We start from the raw sequence: 22,100 nt of genomic DNA on the forward strand, positions 1-22,100 counted from the left end.
AGAATCGCTCCGTACCGGGATCGCACCCCGGTTAAGCGATGCCCGTGACAGGCAGGTGAACGAAGCCGGCTTCGCAAACGCAGGAAAATCAGATCAATGCCTGCCGAAGCAGCCGTTGGCGGCTACTTTCGGTTATTTACCAGGCAATCTCCGGGCCGGCCATGCGGGGTTCGCCTGGCGAGCAAGGATTTGTGACCGGATCGAATGGCCATGATCCTCCGCAGGGGTCGCAATTCTGAGAATTATGTCCAATAAGGTTGCGCGTCGACGCACAGGAGATCGCTTCATGCCGCCAAGGACCATCGATCACGCCTTCACCACCCGCTCCAGGACAGGCGCGTCGTTTGAGCCGACCTACGCCGGCGCGCTGTCGTTCATGCGGCGCAAATATTCGAAGGACGCGAAGGGCGCTGATGTAGTGGTGTGGGGCATTCCCTTCGATGCGGCGGTCACCAATCGGCCGGGGGCTCGTTTCGGACCGCAGGCGATTCGCCGCGCCTCGGCCATCCTCGACAACGATCCGCAATATCCGTTTTCGCGCGACCTGTTCGAACAGCTTGCTGTGATCGACTTTGGCGATTGCCTGCTCGACAGCGGCAATCACCAGAAGACGCCTGCCACGATCGAGCGCGAAGCGGCAAAGATTTTAAAATCCGGCGCCTTTCTGCTTTCACTCGGCGGCGACCATTTCGTCACCTGGCCGCTGCTCAAGGCGCATGCCGCCATCCACGGCCCGTTGGCTCTGGTGCAGTTCGACGCACATCAGGACACCTGGCCCGACGACGGCAAGCGCATCGATCACGGCTCCTTCGTCGGCCGTGCGGTCAAGGAGGGCATCATCGATCCCGACCGCTCGATCCAGATCGGCATCCGCACCCATGCACCCGACACGTTCGGCATCAAGATCCTATATGGCCATGAAGTGGAGGAAATGCGGGCGTCCGATATCGCCTATGCCATCGTCGACCGTACGGGCGGCAAGAAGACCTACGTCACTTTCGACATCGATTGTCTGGATCCGGCTTTTGCGCCCGGCACGGGAACGCCGGTCGCGGGAGGCCCGTCTTCGGCAAAGATCCTGTCGGTGCTGCGCCAGATCAACCAGGTCGATATCGTCGGCGCCGACGTCGTCGAGGTTGCGCCAGCCTATGATCACGCCGATATAACGGCAATTGCCGGCTCGATGGTGGCCATGCACTATCTCGGGCTGCTGGCGGAACGAAAGGCCCGGCTCGAGGACATGAACCAGAGCAACCACAGCGTTGCCGGATTGAATCAGGCAAGCGGCATATAGCTTTGAGATAAGAGGAATTTTGGCAGGCAATGAAACCGAAAATCTTCATCGACGGCGAGCACGGCACCACCGGTTTGCAGATAAGGGCGCTGCTTGCCGAGCGCGGCGACCTGGAAATCATCTCCATCCCGGCCGAACGCCGCAAGGAAACGGCAGCGCGCGCCGAGTTCCTCAATGCCGCCGATGTTGCGATCCTCTGCCTACCGGACGCGGCCGCCAAGGAAAGCGTTTCGCTGATCGCCAATGACACCACCAAGGTGATCGACGCCTCGACGGCGCATCGGGTCGCCGAGGGCTGGGAATATGGTTTCGCCGAAATGGACAAGAACCAGGCGAAGAAGATCGCTTCGGCGAAGCGCGTCGCCAATCCGGGCTGCTGGCCGCAAGGACCGATCGCGACGCTGCGGCCGCTGGTTGCGGCGGGGCTGTTGCCAGTCGATTTTCCGGTCACCGTCAACGGCATTTCCGGCTATTCCGGCGGCGGCCGGCCGATGATCGAAGATTATGTCGCCAAGGGCGAGGATGCGCCGGAATTCCTGCCCTACGGGCTGACCCTGCAGCACAAGCACGTGCCTGAGCTCAGGACCTATGCCAAGCTTTCGCACGATCCGATCATGCAGCCGGCAGTCGGCAATTTCGCGCAAGGCATGATCACCGTGGTGCCGCTGCAACTCGGCGGCCTCGACCATGTGCCGACCGGCGCGGAGCTTCATGCGGCAATCGCCGATCATTTCGCTTCCATCGATGGCGGCGTGGTCGAGGTGGCGCCGTATCTGCATCAGGAACGCATGCCCGACATCGATCCGGAGATCTACAACGGCACCAACCGGATGAAGCTCTATGTCTTTGCCAATGATAACAGGGCGCAGGCGCTGCTGATTGCCGTCTACGACAATCTCGGCAAGGGCGCCTCGGGCGCTGCTGTGCAGAACATGGATCTGATGCTCGGCCTTTGAATGGATGCGCCGAGATTTCCAAAGCGCTGGAAGGTCAGCGCGCCGGAGCTCATTGCCGAAACGTTCAGTAGCCTCATCTGGAAAGTTGTTCGCGAGGACGGCTCACCGGCAATCGTCAAGGATCTAAAGCCTTTCGACGATGTGGAGGACGAGCTGCGTGGCGAGCATTTCCTCGCCTGGCGACGCGGCGAAGGCGCGGTGCGGCTGCTCGGCCGCGACGGCCACCGCATGCTGCTCGAATACGCCGGCGAAATCTCGCTGTCACAGATCATTGCGGATCAGGACGACAATGCCGCCACCGCCATCGCGGCCGAGGTGATGGCAAGACTGGTCTCGCCGTCGAAGCACGCCGCCCCGCCGGACCTTCAGCCGTTGCGGAGACGGTTTTCCAGCCTGTTCAAAAAGGCGAAGGCCGATCGCGCCGCCGGCGAAAAGAGCCTGTATGTCGAAGCTGCCGAAATCGCGGAACGGCTGTTGTCCAATCCACACGACGTACGGCCGCTGCATGGCGACCTGCATCACGACAACATCATGCACGGTCCACGCGGCTGGCTGGCGATCGATCCGAAGGGCGTCCTCGGCGACCCGGGTTTCGACGCCGCCAACATGTTCTACAACCCACTCGACCGAGATGATCTTTGCCTCGATCCGAGGCGGATCGCCCATATGGCGCAAGTCTTTGGCGCTACGCTCGGCCAGACGGGGCCTGCCGTACTGGACCACGCCGTTGCCTATGGCTGCCTGTCGGCTGCATGGCACCATGAAGATCGCAATGCGGTCGACGAAAACCGCGAGCTGGCGATTGCCGCGGCAATCCGGCGGGTGCGGCTCAGCCTCTGAGAGCGATCTCGTGGGGCAGCGGGTAAGCGCCCTTGGTACCGCGCCAATGCGCGGCGGCGAAGCCCAGCAGAACCAGCGCGAATGCCTGATGCGTCAGGGCCATGTGCAGCGGCACCTGCATCAATAGGGTGCCGATGCCGATCGATGCCTGCACCACGACAATCAGGAACAGCAGCGTCGCGCGTCGGGCATGCGTCGTGCCCGGCAGACGCCGGCGTGTCGCAATCATGTGCCAGAGCGCGACCGCGAAGATCGTGTAGGCGCCGATCCGGTGCACGAACTGCACTGTCTTCGGATTTTCGAAGAAATTGCGCCACGCCGGCTCGAGCAGCAGCAGGTCGCCAGGGACCAGCTTGCCGTCCATCAGCGGCCAGGTGTTGTAGCTCAAGCCGGCGTCAAGCCCCGCGACCAGCCCGCCGAGATAGATCTGGACGAGCGCCAGCAGCACCAGAAAGCCGGCCAGACGTTGCGTCGAGCGGTCGGCGGCAGGTTCCGAGTGCGGCGCCAGCCCACGCGCGACAACCATGGTCGCCGTGAAGATCAGCGCCGCCAGCGTCAGATGCGTCGCCAGCCGGTATTGGCTGACCGAAACCCGGTCAACCAGGCCGGATGCCACCATCCACCAGCCTATCGCGCCCTGCAGCCCGCCGAGCAGGAGGATGCCCGACAATCTCGTGCCGAGGCCCCGCTCGATGCGGCGCGTCACCCAGAAGAACAGCAGCGGCAGGGCGAAGACCACGCCGACACTACGTGCCAGGATACGATGCACCCATTCCCACCAGAAGATCGACTTGAACGCCTCGATGCTCATGCCCTTGTTGAGTTCGGCATATTGCGGGATCTGCTGGTAGCGCAGGAACTCCTCCTGCCACTCGGAATCGTTGAGCGGCGGGATGACGCCGTGAATCGGCTGCCATTCGGTGATCGACAGGCCGGAATCGGTGAGCCTAGTAGCGCCGCCGACCACCACCAGCGCAAACAGCACGAGCAGCACGACATAGAGCCAACCGCGCACCAGTGCACGATTGCGAAGGTCTCGATCGCGGGCGGCGAAGGGCGCGTCGTCGGATATGGCAGCAGCCATGGGTTTGTCCCGGCAGTTGAAGTCGCGGATTGGTGAACCATCGCAACCCGGCTTGCAAGGCCGGGCGACGCGGCACGCCGTCGCGCCGTTCCTGGCGGGTTGCGCGCATTCGCCGTTCGGCCTAAGCGATAGCGATCAACGAGATCGCGCCATGCCCATTCGCCTGAAAAAGCTGATCGGAAGCTTCCTGCTGGTAGTGCTGGTCGTCGTCTATGCGCTGGTCGCCTCGATCGTCGCGGTCGCCCAACTGTCGCAGTCCGGGCCGCTGGCGCACTTCATCTTCTTCCTGCTGAGCGGGCTTTTGTGGGTGCTGCCGGCGATGGGCATCATCAAGTGGCTGATCCTGGAGCCGCGGCCGAAGGGCCGAGGCAACAGTTAAATCGTCACCACCGTCTTGCCGGCATTGGCCAGCGGCGTCGTCACGCCCGACAACATGGTTCGGATGTGGGCGATGCTCTGATAGCGGCCGTTGACTGAAATGCGCGGCAGGGCATGCAGGAACCCGGCATGCTCGGCGCGCAGTACGCCGTGGCGGGTCGTCACCGCCGACGCATAGCCGGCATCGCGGACAAGGCCCACTTCGCGGCGGCCGACTGCGCTGGCATGACCGTAGGGATAGGCGAAATGGCGCGGCTCCTCGCCGAGTTTGGCCTGCAATATGCGCTTGACGTCGCCGATCTCATGCCGCGCGTCGCTCTCGGAAAGCCGCTTCAGATTGCAATGATTGACGCTATGCGCGCCGATCGTCACCAGCGGGTGCCCGGCCATGGTGCGGATCTCGTCCCAGTTCATCAGCGTGCTCGGGCGCGGACCGCCCAACTCGATGCCGTTCGAGCGCGCCAGATCGCGCAACACCGCACGCTGGTCCCGCTCGCGCACCTTCAGCGTCAGATAGGCGTGCAGGCGCGCATTGGCCTGGACCTTTTTTCCCCGATTCGAGCAGTCGATCGTCACCGGGCCGTCCGGCGTCGTCAGCGTCAGGCGATCGCGCGCATTGACGATATCCTCAACCAGGTCCCACCACAGGTCGGCAGCGCCGTCGATCAGTCCCGGTGCGACGTAGATGGTGATCGGCGCGCCGTGCTTCTCCAGCACCGGCAGCGCCTCGGTCATGTTGTCTCGATAGGCGTCGTCGGCGGTGATCGTCGCGAACTGGCCGTCCTTGTCGCCGGCCTTGATGCGCTCGATCGCCTCGTCCAGCGTGATGAACCTGTAGCCGTTCGCCTTCATGTCGGCGATCACGATATCGAGGAACCCAGGCGCGATGTTCAAGTGTCGGTTGACGCCGTTCGGCTTTTCCGGCGTCGCGGTGACCCGATGCAGCATCAGGATGACGCCAAGGCCGCCGATAAACGGCTTGGCCAGCGGCGCGAGACCGGAATAGCGGGCGAGATTGAGCGCCAGTTTGCGAATTGCCTCGCCCCCGTCGATCATTCATTCACCTTTTGCGCCTAAGCTCATCAAGCATGGAATGCGCCTGCGCGGACCCCCAATCGCGACGAATACGCCCTAAGGATTGAGGTATGGTTGACGCCACCGCGTCATTTGACGGCAATCGGCTGGCAAGCAGCGAGGCGTCGCCGTATACCTTGCCGGCCGGCAAAGCCGGCTTGTCGATCTCGGTTGCCGATAGTGCGGCGCTGGCGGCGTACGCCGAATTCTGCCGTTCGGCGCTTTTTGCCCCGGCGCAGAGCGCAGGCTGGATCCTGAACTGGGCCGCACATACCGGTGCCGACGTTGTCGTTGCGACGCTGCGCGCCGACAACAGGCCGGTTTTCTCGTTGGCGCTGGAGGTCACTCGCAGTGGAGCGTTCCGCGTCGCCCGGTTCATGGGCGGCCGCCATGCCAACGGCAATTTTGCCGCCGCCGACCCGCAATGGCTGGCGAATGCCGATAACGCGGCGATCCGCGCTATGCTGGCTGCGATTGCCAAGGTGCGGCGTGATATCGATCTTGTTGCGCTAGAGCGGCTGCTGCCCGATCTCGACGGCGTTGCCAACCCGCTCTCCGCCTTGCCGCATTTTTCGAGCCCCAATCTGTCTCTGGCCGCCGGTCTTGTAGGAGGGTTTGATGCATTGCTCACCCGCGTGAGCGGCAAGCGCAGGCGCAAGAAGCATCGCTCGCAGGCGCGCAAATTCGGGGCCGTCGGCAGCCATTGCCGCATCGAGGCGAGGACTGCGGACGAGGTGAACAGGCTGCTCGACGCCTTTTTCGAGATGAAGGAATTTCGCTTCCGCAAGATGGGCATCGCCAACGTTTTCGGTGAAGCGGAGGTGCGTGCTTTTTTTCGCTCGCTGTTTACCGACGCGCTCCAAGAGGAAGATCCGTCCTTCGTGCTGCATGGGCTGGAAGTCGCCGGCAAGCTTCGTGCGGTCACCGGATCGAGCCGCTCGGGCAAGCGGCTGATCTGCGAATTCGGGGCGATCGCCGAGGACGAACTCGCACACACCAGCCCCGGCGACTTCCTGTTCTTCGAGAACATCCAGGAAGCCTGCGAGGCGGGTTTTGAAATCTATGATTTCTCGGTCGGTGACGAACCCTACAAGCGATTGTGGTGCGATGTCGAAACGCAACATTTCGAGGCGCTGGTTCCGCTGACGCTGAAAGGTCGCGCGCTGGCGCTTGCGCTCAGGCACGGCGCAAGCCTGAAAGCATTCATCAAGCACAGCCCAATGGTCTGGAAGCTGACCAAGCTGCTGCGCCGCAAGGCCGTGGGCCAGACAGCACCGGCCGCAGGCGAAGACGACAGCTGATTTCGATTTGAGAAAAATGCCTCAGGCCGCCGAGCGCCGTCCCGGCATTGGCCCCGGCGCCACATGGCCGATTGGCGTGACCAGCGTTAGGTCGGGATAACCGCTCTCGATGAGCGCGACTGCGGCTTGCGTCACCTGGTCGTCCGGCTCCAGCATGGAGAGCAGCACCTCGGTGCCCTCGCCCACCAGGCGGCTGATGCCTTGCGCGTCGGCCGGCCCGCATTCGACCACAACCAGATCATAGGCCGTGGTTAGCGACTGCATGATGATCGGCAGCCGGTCGGCGGCGCGCATGGCACGGACCGGATCGGCTGTGCCGACGGGAATCACGTGGCAATCCGAATAGAGATCGGGGTGGATCACATCGCTGAACTGCGCTTGCGAGGCGAGCAGATCGGTGATGCCCGGAAACAGCCCGCTGTCCAGCATCGGCCGCGAGGCAGCACCCGAAGCGGTGAGATCAAGCAGCAGCACGCGTAGCCCAGCGTCGGAGACTGCGCGCGCCACCAGCACCGCCGAGGCAGCCGCCTCGTCGCCTTCCGGTGACACGAATATGGCCCGGGCTGCACCGGTGGCGATCAGTTTTTCCGCGGCCTTGTCGATGTCGATCTCGCCGAGGATAGAACGTGCCGGTTCAATGTCTCCAGCGGCCATTTCAGAGTACTCCGGTTCGATTTTCTCGGCAGCCGCTTCCGCCACCGCGACGGGTTCCGGCTCCACTTTGGTTTCAATGATACTGTCGTCGTCGGTCTCATCGATCTCGGCGACTGCCGGTTCGGACCGCGCAACCGGCGGGTCGGGCTCGGCCGATGCGCGTTCGGCCTGGACAGCCGGCATCGCAACCTGCTCGATGTGTTCGAAATGGGCACCGGCGGCCGGACGCATGGCACGGCCGGAAAACAGTTCCTGCAGCAACGTGACGATCGCCATGATGAGCAACGAGCCGACAAAGGCCGCGCCGACAATCGGACCAATCTTGGGGAAATAGGGTTCGGTCGGCGCCCGGGCCTCCGAAAATAGGCGAGCGTCAACAGGTAGGTAGTTGCGATCCTTGCGTGCGGCCGCCTGGAGATAGCTGGACGAGTAGAGATCGAGTTGCTGGCGCTTGGTCGCGGCATCGCGCTGCAGCGCATCGAGTTCCACCTGCTCTTCGCCGGCGCGGGCGGACGCCGCCTTCAGCGTGTTGACGTCGGCCACGAGTTGAGCCTCGCGCGCCTTTGCCGTCTCGGCCTGCGCCATCAGACCCTTCATGATCTTTTCCGCTTCGTTGCGGATCTGGCGGTCGAGATCGGCGAGTTGCGACCTCAGCGCCCGGATGCGCGGATGGTTGTCGAGCAAGGTGGTGGAAAGGTCGGCGATGTTGTTCTTGAGTTCGACTTGCCGCTCGCGCAGGCGCTGGATCAGTTCGGACGACAACACCTCCGGAACGGCATCCAGTGAGCCGCCACTGCGCAATGCCCTGCGCACGCTGTCGGCGGTCGCTTCCGCTGAAGCGCGGTTGGCGCGCACCCGTGACAATTCGCTCGACAATTCGGACAGCTGCTGGGTGGCAAGCACCGAATTGTTGCCGCCCATCAAAAGATCCGACTGGGCACGGAATGCGGCAACCTTGGCTTCCGCCTCCTTCACCCGATTCTGCAGATCCGCGATTTCCGGCGCCAGAAAGTCGGTGGCAGCGGAATTCGATTCGAGCTTGGCGTTGCCCTTGGATGCGATATAGGCGTTTGCAATGGCGTTCGGGATCGCGGCGGCAAGCTGTGGATCCTCCGACGAGAACTCGATTGCTATCGCGCGGGTTTTTTCGACGCCATAGACGTTGAGCTTCTCATGCATTGCGTCCAGCACGCGCTCTTCCAGCGGGATCTCGAAGGGATCGCTTTTCAAGCCAACGAGGACAAGGGTGCGGCTCAGCGCCGACATCTTCAGCGCCTCGTCGAATTCGGGCAACTTCGCCAGGTTGAGCTTCGCCGCCACCTGCTTGAGGATGTCGGGGGACGAGATGATCTGGACCTCGGTGGCCACAGCCTCTTCGTCGGGAATCGACCGCTCGTTGCCGTTGGCCCCGGCTGGCCGCGTGAACTCCGATTCTCGAGGCCCGATCTCCAGCTTGGCTGCCGCCTTGTATTCGGGCGTTGCAAGCCAGGCGAGCGCAAAGGCCAGGCCGGTTACAGCCAGCGCGACGACAAGGATGCGCAACCAGTTTCGCGCCAGGCTGGCGAAAAGCTGCCTGAGATCGATGTCGACATCTGCGGCTGCGGATTGAACGGACATGCATCCCTGCTCCGGTACTGAGTCAGCATGCACCGTAAACAACTATGGTAACTCAGCCGTTAATATCGCGGTAAGAACCTGTTAGGCTCTACTAACAAGCCGCAAACAAGAGGCTGAAAACGATCTGCATTTGTCGATCCGGCCCGTATCGGCGGTGCGCCTTTACCGGCCATTAACCCTAACAGGATGATAACCGAGCTCGATCGTTAAGGTTTGCCGCAGAGTCGCCGGCTATTCAAAGGTACGTGTCCGCTCATGAAAAGCACTACTCCCCTTTTCCGCGCGCTGCTTGCCGTATCGATGCTTTCGGGCTGCTCCAGCTACCGGCCGACGCCGGCCGCATTCCATGAAGTTCTCGACCAGCCCTATCGCCTCGGCGCCGGCGACCGCGTCCGCGTCACAGTGTTCGAGCAGGAGGGATTAACCAACACCTACAGTGTCGACCAATCCGGCTATCTCTCGCTGCCGCTCGTCGGCAACGTGCCGGCGCGCGGCCACACCGCCCAGCAGCTCGAGGGCGAGATCGCCGAGAAACTGCGCCAGGGCTATTTGCGGGATCCTGACGTTTCTGTCGAAATCGATCGCTACCGACCGATCTTCGTCATGGGTGAAGTGGGTGCGGCGGGCCAGTATTCCTATGTTCCGGGCCTGACCGTGCAGAAGGCCGTCGCCATCGCCGGCGGGTTCACGCCACGCGCCAACCAGGAGAGCGTCGACATTACCCGCGACATCAACGGCAAGGTGATAACCGGACGCGTGGTGACCTCCGACCCGCTACTGCCCGGCGATACAGTCTATGTTCGCGAACGCCTGTTTTGATGTGCTGACCAAGTGGCGGACACACTCAGGATCGTCCACTGCTTTCGCTCACCGGTCGGAGGCATCTTCCGGCACGTGCGCGACCTGACTGAGGCTCAGGTCGCCGCCGGCCATGCCGTCGGCATCGTCTGCGATTCGACGACGGGCGGCGATTTCGAGGAACGGCTGTTCGAACAGATGAAGGGCAGTCTGGCGCTCGGCATTCACCGCACGCCGATGCAGCGGCATGTCGGGCCAGGCGATCTCGCCTCGGCCCGGCGCACCTATAGGATCATAAAAGAATTGCGGCCGGACGTGCTGCACGGGCATGGCGCCAAAGGTGGCGCCTATGCCCGTCTGTTCGGCTCATTGTTGCGGGTATCCAGGTCTCGCGTAGCCCGCCTTTATTCGCCGCATGGCGGCTCGCTTCACTATGACGAGACCACCGCCATGGGGAAGCTGTTCTTCGCGCTCGAGCGCTTCATGGCTCGCTTCACCGATTGCCTGCTGTTTGTTTCCGATTATGAGCGACGGACTTATCGCAGGAAGGTCGGCGAGCCGCCTATTCCGAACGCTCTCGTCCACAACGGCCTGCGCGCCGCAGAGTTCGAGCCGGTGCGGACCGAGCACAATGCGGTTGACCTCCTCTACATCGGCATGATGCGAGACCTCAAAGGCCCCGACATCTTCATCGATGCGCTGGGGCTTGCCGCAACACGGCTCGGCCACCCATTGAAGGCGCTGATGGTCGGCGACGGCGACGACCTGCCGCGCTATCGCGCCCAGGTGAGTCAGCGCGGCCTGGACGTCGGCTTCCTGGCGCCGATGCCGGCCAGGCTGGCCTTCACGCTGGCCAAGCTGGTCGTCGTTCCATCGCGCGCGGAAGCCATGCCCTATATCGTTCTGGAAGCGCTCGCCGCCGGCAAGCCGATTATCGCGACGTCGGTCGGCGGCATACCGGAAATCTTCGACACCAGCTCGCCTGCCCTGATCCGGCCCGACCCGCGCGAACTTGGCGACAAGATAAGCGCCGCATTGGCCGATCTCGACGCCTACAAGGGCCTGATGCCCGGCATCGCCGACCTCAAGGCACGATTCGGCGCCGATGTAATGGCCGCTGAAATCGAAAAGGCTTATTTCGCCGCGCAAAAAAAATAGGGCAACGGGTTCCACCGGGCTGCACCTGGTGAAAGCGTCTCCAAAGCCATCTGTTGTTTCAAGGGTTTCTTAGCTCTCTTTTGCTATTCACCTGAGGGAAACCTGCGGACACCCCATGAACGAAATCGACCCCGCGCGCCGTTTTTCGCTAGACGCGGTGCGCAAATTCAACGCCCCTGCCGAGAACAACACGGCCGGCGGCATGAACGACGTCGCCCGCCAGGTCGCCTCGCAATACCGGCGCGATACGATGTCGCCGATCATGGTGAGCGGCGTGCTGCGCATGGTGGAATTCGCGCTGCTGTTGGTGTCAGGTCTTGCCGTCTATTTCTACTACGTCGGCTTTTTCAACTATCTTGCCTGGCAATACTCCCTGACGATCGCCGCCACCTCGTTCCTCGCGGTCGTTCTGCTCGACGTCACCGACTGCTACCAGATCGTCGCGCTAATGCGGCCGATCGCCAATTTTGGCCGGCTCCTGCTGGTCTGGGCCGGAACGTTCGCCTTGATGGCGCTCACCGCCTTCACCATGAAAATGTCGGAAGACTATTCGCGCCTGCTCTTCGGCACGTGGTTTGTTGTCGGCTTCGTGCTGATCCTGGGTCTCCGCCTGGTGATGTCGAAGCTGATCCGGCGCTGGGCGCGCGATGGGCGGATGGAGCGCCGCGCCGTTATCGTCGGTGGCGGCAAGGCGGCGGAAGTACTGATCCGCTCGGTCGAAAGGCAGCCCTACAACGACATCCGCATCTGCGGCATCTTCGACGACCGCGGCGATAAGCGGTCGCCGCCGGTTGTAGCCGGTTATCCCAAGCTCGGCACAATTTCCGAACTCATCGAATTTGCCCGCATCGCGCGCATCGACATGCTGATCGTATCACTGCCGCTGACCGCCGAATCGCGCGTGCTGCAGTTATTGAAGAAGCTGTGGGTGCTGCCGGTCGACATCCGGCTGTCGGCGCATTCGAACGCGCTGCAGTTCAGGCCGCGCGCCTATTCCTATATCGGCTCGGTGCCGATGCTCGATATCTTCGACAAGCCGATCAACGACTGGGATTCGGTCGCCAAGCGCGCCTTCGACATCGTCTTTTCAATCATCGGCATCATCGTGTTCTCGCCGGTGATGCTGGCGACCGCGATCGCGATCAAACTCGACAGCAAGGGGCCGGTGCTGTTCCACCAGAAGCGGCACGGCTTCAACAACGAGATCATCGAGGTCTATAAGTTCCGGTCGATGTACACCGACAAGGCGGACCCGACGGCGAAGCAGACCGTGACAAAGAACGATCCACGCGTCACCCGCGTCGGCCGCTTCATCCGCAAGACCTCGATCGACGAATTGCCGCAGTTCTTCAATTCGCTGTTCGGTTCGCTGTCGCTGGTCGGGCCGCGCCCGCACGCCATTGCCGCGCAGTCGCACAACCTCCTCTACAATGAGGTGGTCGACGGCTATTTCGCCCGTCACAAGGTCAAGCCCGGTGTAACCGGCTGGGCGCAGATCAATGGCTGGCGCGGCGAGATGGACACCAACGAGAAGATTCGCATGCGGACGGAATACGACCTCTATTACATCGAGAACTGGTCGCTCCTGTTCGACCTCAAAATCCTGTTCCTGACGCCGATCCGCCTGCTCAACACGGAAAATGCATATTGAGCGCGACGGCCTATGAATTGCCGGCGGCGGCGGTCAACGCCAAGCTGATCGCACTGATTGCGTCAGGGGCGGTTTTCCTCGGCGTCTTCCTGTCCGGCTTCGTCATTGCCGAGCCGGCGCCGTACGACGTCTATATGATCGGGCTGATCGTGGTGTGGCCCTTGTTCGGAATGCGCATACAGCGCGCGGCGGTGCCGCTTCTGGTGCTGCTGTTGATCATGAACATCGGCGGCATGATCTCGATGACGCAGATGTCGGACCTCGCCGGCACGCCGCTCTATCTCGCCGTCTCGCTGTTCCTGGCCTTAACCGCGGTTTTCTTCGCTTCGGTAACGGCGGTCCGGCCCAGTCTCTATCGGGTGATCTTCGTCGCCTATGTGGTGTCGGCGGTGCTGACTTCGCTGGTCGGCATAGCCGGCTATTTTCATGCCTTTCCGGGAGCCGAGATCTTCACCAAATACGACCGCGCCGCCGGCGCCTTCCAGGACCCGAACGTGTTCGGGCCGTTCCTGGTGCTGCCGGGCATCTACCTGCTCTATCTGCTGCTTACCGGCTCGGTCGCGCGCATGCCTCTATTGGCTGTGCCGCTGCTGATCATCACCGCCGGCATCTTCTTTTCCTTTTCGCGCGGCGCCTGGGGCATGTTCGCCGTTTCGGCGATCCTGCTAACCGGTGCCTTGTTCCTGCAGAGCGCCAGCGGCAAGTTCCGGCTGCGCGTGGTCGTCATGACCATCGCCGCCGTCGGACTGCTGGTCATCGCAATGATCGTCATCCTGCAACTGCCGGGCGTCGCCGAGATGTTCTCGAACCGCGCACAGCTTGAACAAAGCTACGACACCGCCCGCCTCGGCCGCTTCGCCCGCTACACGATCGGCTTTCAGATGGCACTGGAGCATCCGTTCGGCATCGGCCCGCTCGTCTTCGGCAAGATGTTCGGCGAGGACACGCACGACATCTGGCTGAAGATGCTGATGGATTACGGCTGGCTCGGCTTCGTGTCGTTCCTGACGCTGACGTGCTGGACGATCGCCGCCGGCTTCCGCATTCTGCTGCGCGACCGGCCGTGGCAGCCTTATCTTCTATGCGCCTACGTCGCCTTCATCGGCAATATCGGGCTCGGCACCTTCATCGACATCGACCACTGGCGCCATGTCTACCTGCTGCTTGGCTTGATCTGGGGTGCCATCGCGCTCGAATACCGCCACCAGTGGCAGCTGCGGGCGGCGCAATGCCCGTTGCCGTTGCTTCAGGCAGGACAGCAACCGAATTCGGTTGACCGGAGCCGGTCTATCACGATACATCGCGACCGGTCCGGAGTGTAGCGCAGCCCGGTAGCGCACTTGACTGGGGGTCAAGGGGTCGTCGGTTCGAATCCGGCCACTCCGACCATTAAAATCCAAAGGCTTAGCCAGTTTTCCCCCAAACTGGCTGTACAGACAATAGCCGCACTGCAGCCAGCGCAACGTACGCAGGCGCGTGATCTCATCGAAGAATCGATCACGATCACTCGTGCGCGAGGCACGGAGGCTGGCGGCTAGCCAGAAGCCCACCGAGAAACCGCGCGACAGTGGCTAGGCGACGTTTGGTGCGTACGCCAACCTTTATCGTGAGCCCGTATTCCAGCTTCAATAAGAAAAGGTCCCGCCGCACATGCCAGAACGGCGGGACTCGATCAGGCGCCTTGCATCAGGCAGGGGTGACTCGGGGGTTTGGGCATGCCCGGTGCGCGCGGATCGTAGTGAACCCTAGGCCCATCAGCTGCAATGCGTCCACCAACCGTCGGTTGGAAAGAACTAATTCAATCCCGATGGCTGGCCTGGCCTGGCCTGAACAGGCGTGCTCAAGGCTCAGTTTCTTCCCGGGGAAGAGCTTTTTGATCAGGACAATCAGGATAGGGCAATTCTTCACACGGAGAGGGTCTGTGGCCAACTCTGCCATAATGTTCCGCGAGTTTTGCGAAACCGTAGGCGAAGGCGAAGAGAAGCGCGAGGATAACCGCTATTCGGACGGCCATACCGTATTGTAGCAGGATCCTCGCATTGGAGCGCGCGGCGTTTTGGTACGTTTGAATGTTGAGTTCGAAAAAGGTTGGCTTTATTTGAATTGCCGTCGTCCGCAGTTGTAAGGGCGAGCGGACGCTACGAAGATGCCACGCGCTTTCGCCCTTAGGGGAGAGATGCAATGTCGCTTCAAGGGGTTGCCTGTCCTGCCGAGCTGACCATGTTGACCAAGGCACTTGATGCCCGATGCCGTGAACTAGGCCTCGCTGACGGCGATCCAGGCAGAGAAGTGCTCGGCCGCAGGGTGATGGATTTGTTCGAAAGTGGTCAGCTCAGCGCCGAAGACCTGAGACTGGCTCTGAGCGGCGAGATCTTTAACGCCAAAAATCCTCCGGCCGGAGCCAGTGGGCTTTGATACGGCAAGCGGCTATCCGCGCAGCCATTTGAATTACTGGGCCAGCGTGTGAACAAATGTGATTTTGTGGTCGGGGCCAGACGGGCTAACTTTGCCCATCGAACGAACGAGGAGAATGATCATGAAGACATTCCTCGCAATAGCTGCGGCACTGACCATGTCCATATCAGTTGCCTCTGCGGATTGCCCCGCGCATTCAAAGGTCCAGGCATCGGTCGACACGCAGACGACAGCGAGCGTCGAGAAGGCCGATATGTCGACTGCCACAGACGCTCAGACGATCAAGAAAGAAGAGCCACAGAAGACCGAGTAGCGGTAACACTCAGCGGATCCCACGACCCGGATAAATGGCTACTGGCACACATCCACCCACTCGGCGTCGACGAGTTCGGCCAGGCGTTGCGGGCTGAGCCGTACGGCGGCATTCGTCGCGCCTGCCGCCGGGACGACCTCGTCAAAGGCGCGCAGCGAGATGTCGCAGTAGACCGGGAGCGGCGCCGGTAGGCCGAATGGGCACACCCCGCCGACGGGATGACCGGTCGCGGCAAGCACCTGTTCGGCATCCAGCATTCGCGCCTTGCCACCGAACCGGTCCTTGAATTTGCGATTGTCCAGCCTGGAGATCCCGCTGGCCACGATCAGCATCGTCTGGTCGCCGGCGCGCAAGCAGATCGTCTTGGCAATCTGCGCTGGCGCTACGCCATGCGCTTCGGCGGCCAGAGGCACTGTCGCCGAGCTGGCTTCCGTGACGATAACGTCGATGTCGGGCGCGTGTGCGGCGAAAAAGGCGCGAACGGATTCGAGGCTCATCTCCGACAATTTCCGTCTGGCGTCGCCGTAGCGGCCGGCAAGTCCACTAAGTGGCCGAAAAAACGAAGCCCGCCAGGGCGACCCATGGCGAGCTCGTGGAATAAAAGCATGACACGTCGCTACGACACGGATCGCCTTTTGGCAGGCAACACGGCTTCGTCAAACAGAGCGCTTTCCGGAAGTTGAAGCGCGGAGGCAATACGCCGACGTTTCGAGGGATCGGCATCCTTGCCGCTTTCAATGTCGGCAATCTCATAGGCTGCCAGCCCGCACGCCAGGGACAGCTCTTCGATGCTGTATCCACGGGCTTCCCGGGCGGTTCGGACGGCACTGCGTTCAGGCGTAACCGCGCTCGCCGCCAGTTCGGAGTAAGGTTCGCGTTTTGCTATTTGGGGCATTGGCAACTCCGTGGGATGAAAGAGTTAGATCAAATCATGTTGTTGCCTGAGACGATCGGGAGAATGCCCGCTCGTCGGTGATTTGCCAAGCATCAAAGATAGCGTCACGGCATCGTGAACCGACGCCGGAATCAATGGCGGATGCCGGTGCGCCGACATCCGGCTGGATCATCGGCAGACACGGTTCGGAAACAAAATTCTACAGGCCGGAAAAACTGCCGAAAAACTTCAAGGCGATAGTCCCAACCGCACCGATCGGGTCACCGACCTGAATCGGTGACGCTTAAATTCCGCCTGCGCAAAAAGGAAACGATGTCATGAACAAGCCTCTTCTCTCCGCCCTTGGACTTGCAATCGCACTTGCCCTCTCGATGCCGATCATCGGCGCAAGCAGCGCGAATGCAACGACGATGCACGCCACCGTCAAGAAGCATCACCGCCATCACTACCATCACCGCGTCCACCACCACTACCGCCACCATCACAAGAAGGTTGTGGCGAAGAAGTACTGAAAACACCCTCGGTCGAACAACCGGCAATCAGGCGTTCTGGCCCTTGATCAAGGGCGGCACGCTTGCCGGGTTTGCCGTGTCGGCGAAAAATGGCGGCGGTCCGCTGACCGCCGCCATTTGCTTATCTCAACGTGTCGATCTTGAACGCGCCCGCGGTGCTTGTTGCTGCCGGCCGCCGAGGAACAGACTGGCGACGAGCCCGACCACAACCAGCCCGACAGCGGCCGCCGTCGCCGGGTGATCTCGGGCGGTCTTCTCGATCGCCCGGCCTTGCCTTCTGATTGCCGGCAAGGCGTCGCCGAGGCGCTCAGTGATATCCGAATAATAATCCGATGCGGTATCGCGCCCGTCTTCGTAAAAGGCGCCGCCCCGCTTTAACACGGCTTTCTTCAAGGTGGCCAGTTCCCTGGTCAGGGCCGCGACCTGCTTGTTCAGATCGGTGTCGGAGATGCTCGAAAGCGATGGCATGACGTGCTTCCTTCATATGTAGAAGGAAGCCTAACGCATGACCCTGAAGACCGTTCCGGTCAGCCCGGCGGGCTCTAGCGAACCTGATCGAGCAGGCGCTTGCATTCCAGGAGGTCGAACAGCGCCTCCTGCAGCAATGCGCGATTGTCACGGGATAGCTTTGACGTGTCCGGCGGAACCGGACCTTCCTCGTCGGTCTTGCCGATGCCGAAAAAACGACGGCTGGGTTTCACCCTCGGTTGGCCGACCAGCATTTCGTCGTCCGGGCCGCGCGGCTGTGCCGCTTGCGTCAGCGGTACCGTGTCGGCCTGTCGGCGTTGCGAGATCGCCTCGACCGCCGCCATGTCGCCATTGCCGACGGCGATCAGAAACTGGTTGCCGTTCTCGCGCAACAGCTTCTGCACGCCCTTGATTGTATAGCCCTGATCGTAGAGCATATGGCGAATACCCTTGATCAGTTCGACGTCCTGCGGACGGTAGTAGCGGCGGCCGCCGCCGCGCTTCATCGGCTTGATCTGGTTGAAACGCGTCTCCCAGAAGCGCAGCACGTGCTGCGGCAAATCCAGATCCTCCGCGACCTCGCTGATGGTGCGGAAAGCATCAGGGCTCTTGTCCATGGACGAATCCTCACGCTAGAGCATGATCGCGAAGGCGGGAACCGGGTTCGGGGGACATCACGCTTAACAAAGAGAGCAGCTTTCCGTCCCGCCGGAACGATTACACCCAAATACCGATCCGGCCTACCGAATCGCATCTTATTTCAGCGGTTTATGAAACAATATTCAAGCCCGGCGCAAAAGCAGGGCTCGTTTTTCAACCGAAGCCTGGAGCATGATTCTCGGCAAAGTGGATCGGGCGTCTACTTGCTGCCCTTGGCTTTGCTGTTTTGATGGGAGCGCAGGATACGGTTCTTCAGCACATTCGACGACTTGAAGGTCATCACCCGGCGCGGCAGGATCGGTACTTCCTCACCGGTCTTGGGATTGCGCCCGATGCGCTCGTTTTTGGAGCGCACGTGGAAGGTCGCGAAGGACGACAGCTTCACCGTCTCGCCGCGAACGATCGCCTCGCAGATCTCATTCAGCACCGCCTCGACAAGCTCGGCCGATTCAGTACGCGACAGCCCAACCTTGCGGTAAACGGCTTCGGCGAGGTCGGCGCGCGTAAGTGTCTTTCCCCCCATACGAACCGTCCCATCAGCTCAAAAACATAAATCGATACAAGCAACGGCAGAACCTAAGTAATTGATCCGTCAAGGTCAAGGACCCGAACCCGATAGTTCGGCACTTACCAGCGGAGCAGGACGGCGCCCCAGGTGAAGCCGCCGCCCATCGCCTCAAGCAGTACCAGGTCACCCTTTTTGATGCGACCGTCGGCGACGGCCGCGGACAGTGCCAGCGGCACCGAAGCAGCGGAGGTATTACCGTGCAGATCGACGGTCACGACCACCTTCCGCTCCTCTATCCCGAGCTTTTTGGCCGAAGCGTCAATAATTCGTTTATTGGCTTGATGCGGCACGAACCAGTCGAGATCGGCGGCGCTGATGCCGGCCTGTGCGAACGTCGCCTCGATAACGTCGGTGATCATGCCGACCGCATGCTTGAACACTTCGCGGCCTTCCATCCTGAGGTGCCCGACCGTCCCGGTGGTCGACGGCCCACCGTCGACAAAAAGCTTGTCCTTGTGGATGCCGTCGGAGCGCAGGCTGGCCGCCAGAACGCCTCGGTCGGCGATGCCGCCTGCTCCCGTGCCTGCTTCCAGCACCATCGCGCCGGCGCCGTCGCCGAACAAAACGCAGGTCGAGCGGTCGTTCCAGTCGAGAATGCGCGAAAATGTTTCCGAGCCGATCACCAGCACCCGTCTGGCCAAGCCGCCGCGGATATAGAGGTCGGCGGTCGTCACTGCATAGACGAAGCCGGAGCAAACCGCCTGCAGGTCGAAGGCAAAACCGTGGTGCATGCCGAGGCGGTTCTGGATCTCGACCGCGGTCGCGGGAAAGGTGTTGTTGGGCGTCGAGGTCGCCAGCACGATCAGGTCGATGTCGTCCGCCATCAGGCCGGCGCTGTCGAGGGCTGCGCGCGCCGCCGCCTCGCCCAGCGAGGCCGTCGTCTCGTCATCGGCCGCGATGTGGCGCTGGCGAATACCGGTGCGCTGGACGATCCACTCGTCCGACGTCTCGACCATGCCTTCGAAATCGGCATTCTTCATAATGCGGCGGGGCAGCGCGGCGCCCGTGCCGCGCACGACTGATCTGATCAATGCTCTTTCCTATTCCTTTGCGTCGATGACGACGTCGGATTTCCGGATTGTCTGGGCATTCGGATTGCGGGCATGGAACAGGTCGAGATCGGCTTCGATGCGGTCAAGCAGATTGTTGCGTACCATGTCGTAGCCAAGCTCGATCGCCGCCGCAAAGCCATCCGAATCAGCCCCGCCATGGCTTTTCACCACGATGCCGTTCAACCCGAGGAAGACGCCGCCATTGGAGCGGCCGACATCCATCTTCTCGCGCAGGCGATTGAAGGCGGTCTTCGCGAAGATATAGCCGATCCTGGCCATCAGCGTGCGGTTCATCGCCGCGCGCAGATACCCGGCGATCTGCCTGACCGTGCCTTCCGCCGTCTTCAGCGCGATGTTGCCGGCAAATCCTTCGGTAACGACGACGTCGACACTGCCCTTGCCGATATCGTCACCCTCGACAAAGCCATGGTAGTTCATCGAGGCCATGTTGGCCTCGCGAAGCATGCGGCCCGCCTCCTTGACCTCCTCCTGACCCTTGATCTCCTCGACGCCGACATTGAGCAGGCCGACGCTAGGCCGTTCAATGCCGAAAACCGAGCGCGCCATGCCGGTGCCCAGAATGGCAAAATCAACCAGTTGATGCGCATCTGCGCCGATAGTGGCGCCGACGTCCAGCACCACGCTTTCGCCGCGCAATGTCGGCCAGAGCGCCGCGATTGCCGGGCGATCGATGGTCGCCATGGTGCGAAGGCAGAACCTGGACATTGCCATCAGCGCGCCGGTATTGCCGGCTGAGATGCAGGCGTCGGCAGTGCCTGCCTTGACCGCCTCGACGGCCTTCCACATCGATGATTTCCAGCGACCATGGCGCAGCGCCTGGCTCGGCTTGTCGTCCATCCGGACTGCGATCTCGCAGTGGATGAACTCGCTCACGTCCGCCAGCTTGGGGAATTTGGCGAGTTCGGGCCGTACCACTTCTTCGCGCCCATAAATGACGAAGCGTATGTCCGGACGGCGGGTGGCGACAGTCATGAGCGCCGGGATGACCACGCTTGGCCCGTGATCGCCGCCCATGGCATCGATGGAAATCCTGATCACGCGGTGTTCATCTCACGGTTGCTTGGCCAGCGGGCTTGCCAAGGTACGGGGCTCGCGAAGGTTCGGCGAAAATAACGGTTTTGGGCTGCCGCACAACCAACTTTTCTCAAATTGGATCAGCTATCAGGATTTTCCCAACAGTGATCTGAGCTTTTGCTGGAACTCATTCTCCACAGGCTCGGCATCGCCGGCGGCCTCCAGCGACACACCGGGCTTGCGCGGATAGGGATCGATCGCCAAGCCAAAGAACTGTTCGGCAAGCGCTCCGACGTCGATGGCGTCGCCGGAAAAGGTCTCCGGGCTGTCCGGCCCTTCGGCGTCGAGTAGGATCTCACCGCCGCCGTCGAAACCTTGCCGGCCGAGCTTGGATTGCTCCGGCAGGAACAGCGCTTCGACCGGCTCGTCGATATGCGCCTTGACCGGGTCGAGGGTGACGATGCAGGCCTGCGTTACATCGGCCTCGACATGGCCGCTGACTTTCACCCCGTTGCGCTTCCAGGGCTCGACCAGGAGTTCGGCGCGATAGTTTTCTACCGAAAGCAGTTCGTGCTCGGCGGCCAGCAGGGCGCGCTGCCCGGCGTCGGCATCGATCACCACCGGCAGCCCCTTTTGCGGCAGCCGAGCGACATTTGCCCGGAATGACACTGGGCTGTGGATATCAGGACGTTTCATGTTCGCCTCCACTTCGCCATCTTCATTCGGCCTGCCGCCGCTCAAGCGTTGGCCACGGGAAATACCACCGTGCCGGAAACGATCGATTCGGTCGGCTGTTCCGTGAGTTGCCTGGATGCATCGGCGGCATAGAGTGCCAGTTGCGACGCTTGCGGCCAGGCGCCGGCATCGGGCCTGACATTGCGGGCAAGGGCGCCGGTAAGTGCATCATGGTCATTTCGTTGCAGTGCATCGTCATAGGCGGCGGTGCGGCCGTAGAACATCTTCGCCAGTTTCCGCATGCGCTTCGGCACGCCGACGTCGCCAATGCCCAATTCCCGCAACGAATGTTCGACATCCATGAAGAACTCGTCGATCAGCACCTGCGCAACCTCTGCCGCCGCACCACCCTCGCCGCGCAACCGGTGCTGGAACAGGAACATGTGCAACGACAGCATCTCGAAGCGGCCGAGCGGCGTGTCCGGCACGTTCCAGGCGGAATAAAACACCGTTTGCCGCGCCGCCGCCACGATTTGTGCGTAAAGCGCCTCGGTGATGGCGCGGTTGGCATGTCGTTCGCGGCCAAAGAGGCGCTGGAACATTTGAGGGTGGTCTCCCGGGACCGTTTGTTGAAGTGGCCTTGTTGCATCGGCAAGCAAGCTGGTTTACCGGTTTTGCGGCCCAGCGCAAGTTGCGGCCAGC

The 22,100-nt window shown here is 61.8% G+C and carries 24 protein-coding genes and 1 tRNA gene; 13 read left to right on the forward strand and 12 right to left on the reverse strand.

All coding sequences use genetic code 11. From position 1 onward, the window contains the following. Positions 1–286: 286 nt before the first annotated feature. From speB to NKH17_RS13005, 3 genes are read left to right on the forward strand one after another with little or no spacing between them, the layout of a single operon-like run. Complete coding sequence (gene speB / locus NKH17_RS12995; protein ID WP_352896597.1) at positions 287–1,294, forward strand: agmatinase; 1,008 nt, start codon at positions 287–289, stop codon at positions 1,292–1,294. Positions 1,295–1,323: 29 nt separating this feature from the next. Next, entirely contained in the window at positions 1,324–2,250 is a 927-nt protein-coding gene (argC, locus tag NKH17_RS13000; RefSeq protein ID WP_352650015.1) for an N-acetyl-gamma-glutamyl-phosphate reductase, read from the forward strand. Continuing rightward, entirely contained in the window at positions 2,251–3,090 is an 840-nt protein-coding gene (locus NKH17_RS13005) for an aminoglycoside phosphotransferase family protein (RefSeq protein WP_352896594.1), read from the forward strand. On the opposite strand, the gene NKH17_RS13010 is transcribed toward NKH17_RS13005, so the two are convergent. Beyond that, a complete protein-coding gene (locus NKH17_RS13010) occupies positions 3,080–4,174 on the reverse strand; it encodes a COX15/CtaA family protein (RefSeq protein WP_254817583.1) in 1,095 nt (364 codons plus the stop codon). The two genes, NKH17_RS13005 and NKH17_RS13010, sit on opposite strands and share 11 nt — an antisense overlap. A 151-nt stretch (positions 4,175–4,325) precedes the next feature. Between NKH17_RS13010 and NKH17_RS13015 the strand changes: the two genes are divergently transcribed. Further along, positions 4,326–4,553, forward strand: coding sequence for a DUF2842 domain-containing protein (locus NKH17_RS13015; RefSeq protein WP_254817582.1), 228 nt, complete (start codon positions 4,326–4,328; stop codon positions 4,551–4,553). Here NKH17_RS13015 and NKH17_RS13020 read toward each other — a convergent pair. Then, entirely contained in the window at positions 4,550–5,608 is a 1,059-nt protein-coding gene (locus NKH17_RS13020) for a polysaccharide deacetylase family protein (RefSeq protein ID WP_352806464.1), read from the reverse strand. The genes NKH17_RS13015 and NKH17_RS13020 overlap by 4 nt on opposite strands. Positions 5,609–5,697: 89 nt before the next feature. Here NKH17_RS13020 and NKH17_RS13025 point away from each other — a divergent pair, with 89 nt between their 5' ends. Then, on the forward strand, positions 5,698–6,927 hold the full coding sequence (locus tag NKH17_RS13025; protein WP_352650006.1) for a GNAT family N-acetyltransferase: 1,230 nt from the start codon (positions 5,698–5,700) through the stop codon (positions 6,925–6,927). A gap of 21 nt (positions 6,928–6,948) precedes the next feature. Here NKH17_RS13025 and NKH17_RS13030 read toward each other — a convergent pair whose 3' ends face one another. After that, positions 6,949–9,198, reverse strand: coding sequence for a GumC family protein (locus NKH17_RS13030; RefSeq protein ID WP_352896589.1), 2,250 nt, complete (start codon positions 9,196–9,198; stop codon positions 6,949–6,951). 255 nt (positions 9,199–9,453) lie between these two features. On the opposite strand from NKH17_RS13030, the gene NKH17_RS13035 reads away from it, so the two are divergent. From NKH17_RS13035 to NKH17_RS13065, 7 genes are all read left to right on the forward strand, one after another. Then, a complete protein-coding gene (locus NKH17_RS13035; RefSeq protein ID WP_352896586.1) occupies positions 9,454–10,017 on the forward strand; it encodes a polysaccharide biosynthesis/export family protein in 564 nt (187 codons plus the stop codon). Between the two features lie 12 nt (positions 10,018–10,029). Beyond that, the gene (locus NKH17_RS13040) at positions 10,030–11,154 is read left to right on the forward strand and encodes a glycosyltransferase family 4 protein (protein ID WP_352650001.1); all 1,125 of its coding nucleotides are present in this window, start codon (positions 10,030–10,032) and stop codon (positions 11,152–11,154) included. A 115-nt stretch (positions 11,155–11,269) separates the two neighbouring features. Then, entirely contained in the window at positions 11,270–12,805 is a 1,536-nt protein-coding gene (locus NKH17_RS13045; protein WP_352477292.1) for an undecaprenyl-phosphate glucose phosphotransferase, read from the forward strand. Further along, entirely contained in the window at positions 12,802–14,127 is a 1,326-nt protein-coding gene (locus tag NKH17_RS13050; protein ID WP_352896583.1) for an O-antigen ligase family protein, read from the forward strand. The genes NKH17_RS13045 and NKH17_RS13050 overlap by 4 nt, the downstream gene beginning before the upstream one ends. After that, positions 14,118–14,194: transfer RNA gene (locus NKH17_RS13055), tRNA-Pro, on the forward strand. The genes NKH17_RS13050 and NKH17_RS13055 overlap by 10 nt, the downstream gene beginning before the upstream one ends. A gap of 831 nt (positions 14,195–15,025) precedes the next feature. Then, positions 15,026–15,220 carry a hypothetical protein gene (locus tag NKH17_RS13060; protein WP_254817574.1) on the forward strand — a complete coding sequence of 65 codons (195 nt, stop codon included), beginning with the start codon at positions 15,026–15,028 and terminating at the stop codon, positions 15,218–15,220. Between the two features lie 121 nt (positions 15,221–15,341). Beyond that, a complete protein-coding gene (locus tag NKH17_RS13065) occupies positions 15,342–15,533 on the forward strand; it encodes a hypothetical protein (RefSeq protein ID WP_352506491.1) in 192 nt (63 codons plus the stop codon). Between the two features lie 38 nt (positions 15,534–15,571). Here NKH17_RS13065 and NKH17_RS13070 read toward each other — a convergent pair whose 3' ends face one another. Continuing rightward, positions 15,572–16,030: a YbaK/EbsC family protein gene (locus NKH17_RS13070; protein WP_352896579.1), complete on the reverse strand. Its 459-nt coding sequence runs from the start codon at positions 16,028–16,030 to the stop codon at positions 15,572–15,574. A 119-nt stretch (positions 16,031–16,149) separates the two neighbouring features. Next, positions 16,150–16,428 (reverse strand): helix-turn-helix domain-containing protein, encoded by a 279-nt coding sequence (locus NKH17_RS13075; protein ID WP_023674515.1) that lies wholly within the window; start codon positions 16,426–16,428, stop codon positions 16,150–16,152. 317 nt (positions 16,429–16,745) lie between these two features. On the opposite strand from NKH17_RS13075, the gene NKH17_RS13080 reads away from it, so the two are divergent. Continuing rightward, a complete protein-coding gene (locus tag NKH17_RS13080) occupies positions 16,746–16,940 on the forward strand; it encodes a hypothetical protein (protein WP_352477178.1) in 195 nt (64 codons plus the stop codon). 126 nt (positions 16,941–17,066) lie between these two features. On the opposite strand, the gene NKH17_RS13085 is transcribed toward NKH17_RS13080, so the two are convergent. From NKH17_RS13085 to NKH17_RS13115, 7 genes are all read right to left on the reverse strand, one after another. Beyond that, positions 17,067–17,408 carry a hypothetical protein gene (locus NKH17_RS13085; protein WP_352896575.1) on the reverse strand — a complete coding sequence of 114 codons (342 nt, stop codon included), beginning with the start codon at positions 17,406–17,408 and terminating at the stop codon, positions 17,067–17,069. Between the two features lie 74 nt (positions 17,409–17,482). Next, a complete protein-coding gene (locus NKH17_RS13090) occupies positions 17,483–18,025 on the reverse strand; it encodes a MerR family transcriptional regulator (protein ID WP_254817568.1) in 543 nt (180 codons plus the stop codon). A 242-nt stretch (positions 18,026–18,267) separates the two neighbouring features. Continuing rightward, complete coding sequence (locus NKH17_RS13095; protein WP_023717292.1) at positions 18,268–18,591, reverse strand: integration host factor subunit alpha; 324 nt, start codon at positions 18,589–18,591, stop codon at positions 18,268–18,270. 104 nt (positions 18,592–18,695) lie between these two features. Continuing rightward, positions 18,696–19,667, reverse strand: coding sequence for a beta-ketoacyl-ACP synthase III (locus NKH17_RS13100; protein ID WP_352477176.1), 972 nt, complete (start codon positions 19,665–19,667; stop codon positions 18,696–18,698). Positions 19,668–19,676: 9 nt separating this feature from the next. Continuing rightward, entirely contained in the window at positions 19,677–20,747 is a 1,071-nt protein-coding gene (gene plsX, locus NKH17_RS13105; protein ID WP_352477175.1) for a phosphate acyltransferase PlsX, read from the reverse strand. A 123-nt stretch (positions 20,748–20,870) separates the two neighbouring features. Then, a complete protein-coding gene (locus tag NKH17_RS13110; RefSeq protein WP_352477174.1) occupies positions 20,871–21,419 on the reverse strand; it encodes a YceD family protein in 549 nt (182 codons plus the stop codon). 41 nt (positions 21,420–21,460) lie between these two features. Further along, complete coding sequence (locus tag NKH17_RS13115; protein ID WP_352477173.1) at positions 21,461–22,000, reverse strand: ubiquinol-cytochrome C chaperone family protein; 540 nt, start codon at positions 21,998–22,000, stop codon at positions 21,461–21,463. Positions 22,001–22,100 lie beyond the last annotated feature (100 nt).

This window comes from Mesorhizobium sp. M1334, from assembly GCF_040317995.1.
Taxonomy (GTDB): domain Bacteria; phylum Pseudomonadota; class Alphaproteobacteria; order Rhizobiales; family Rhizobiaceae; genus Mesorhizobium.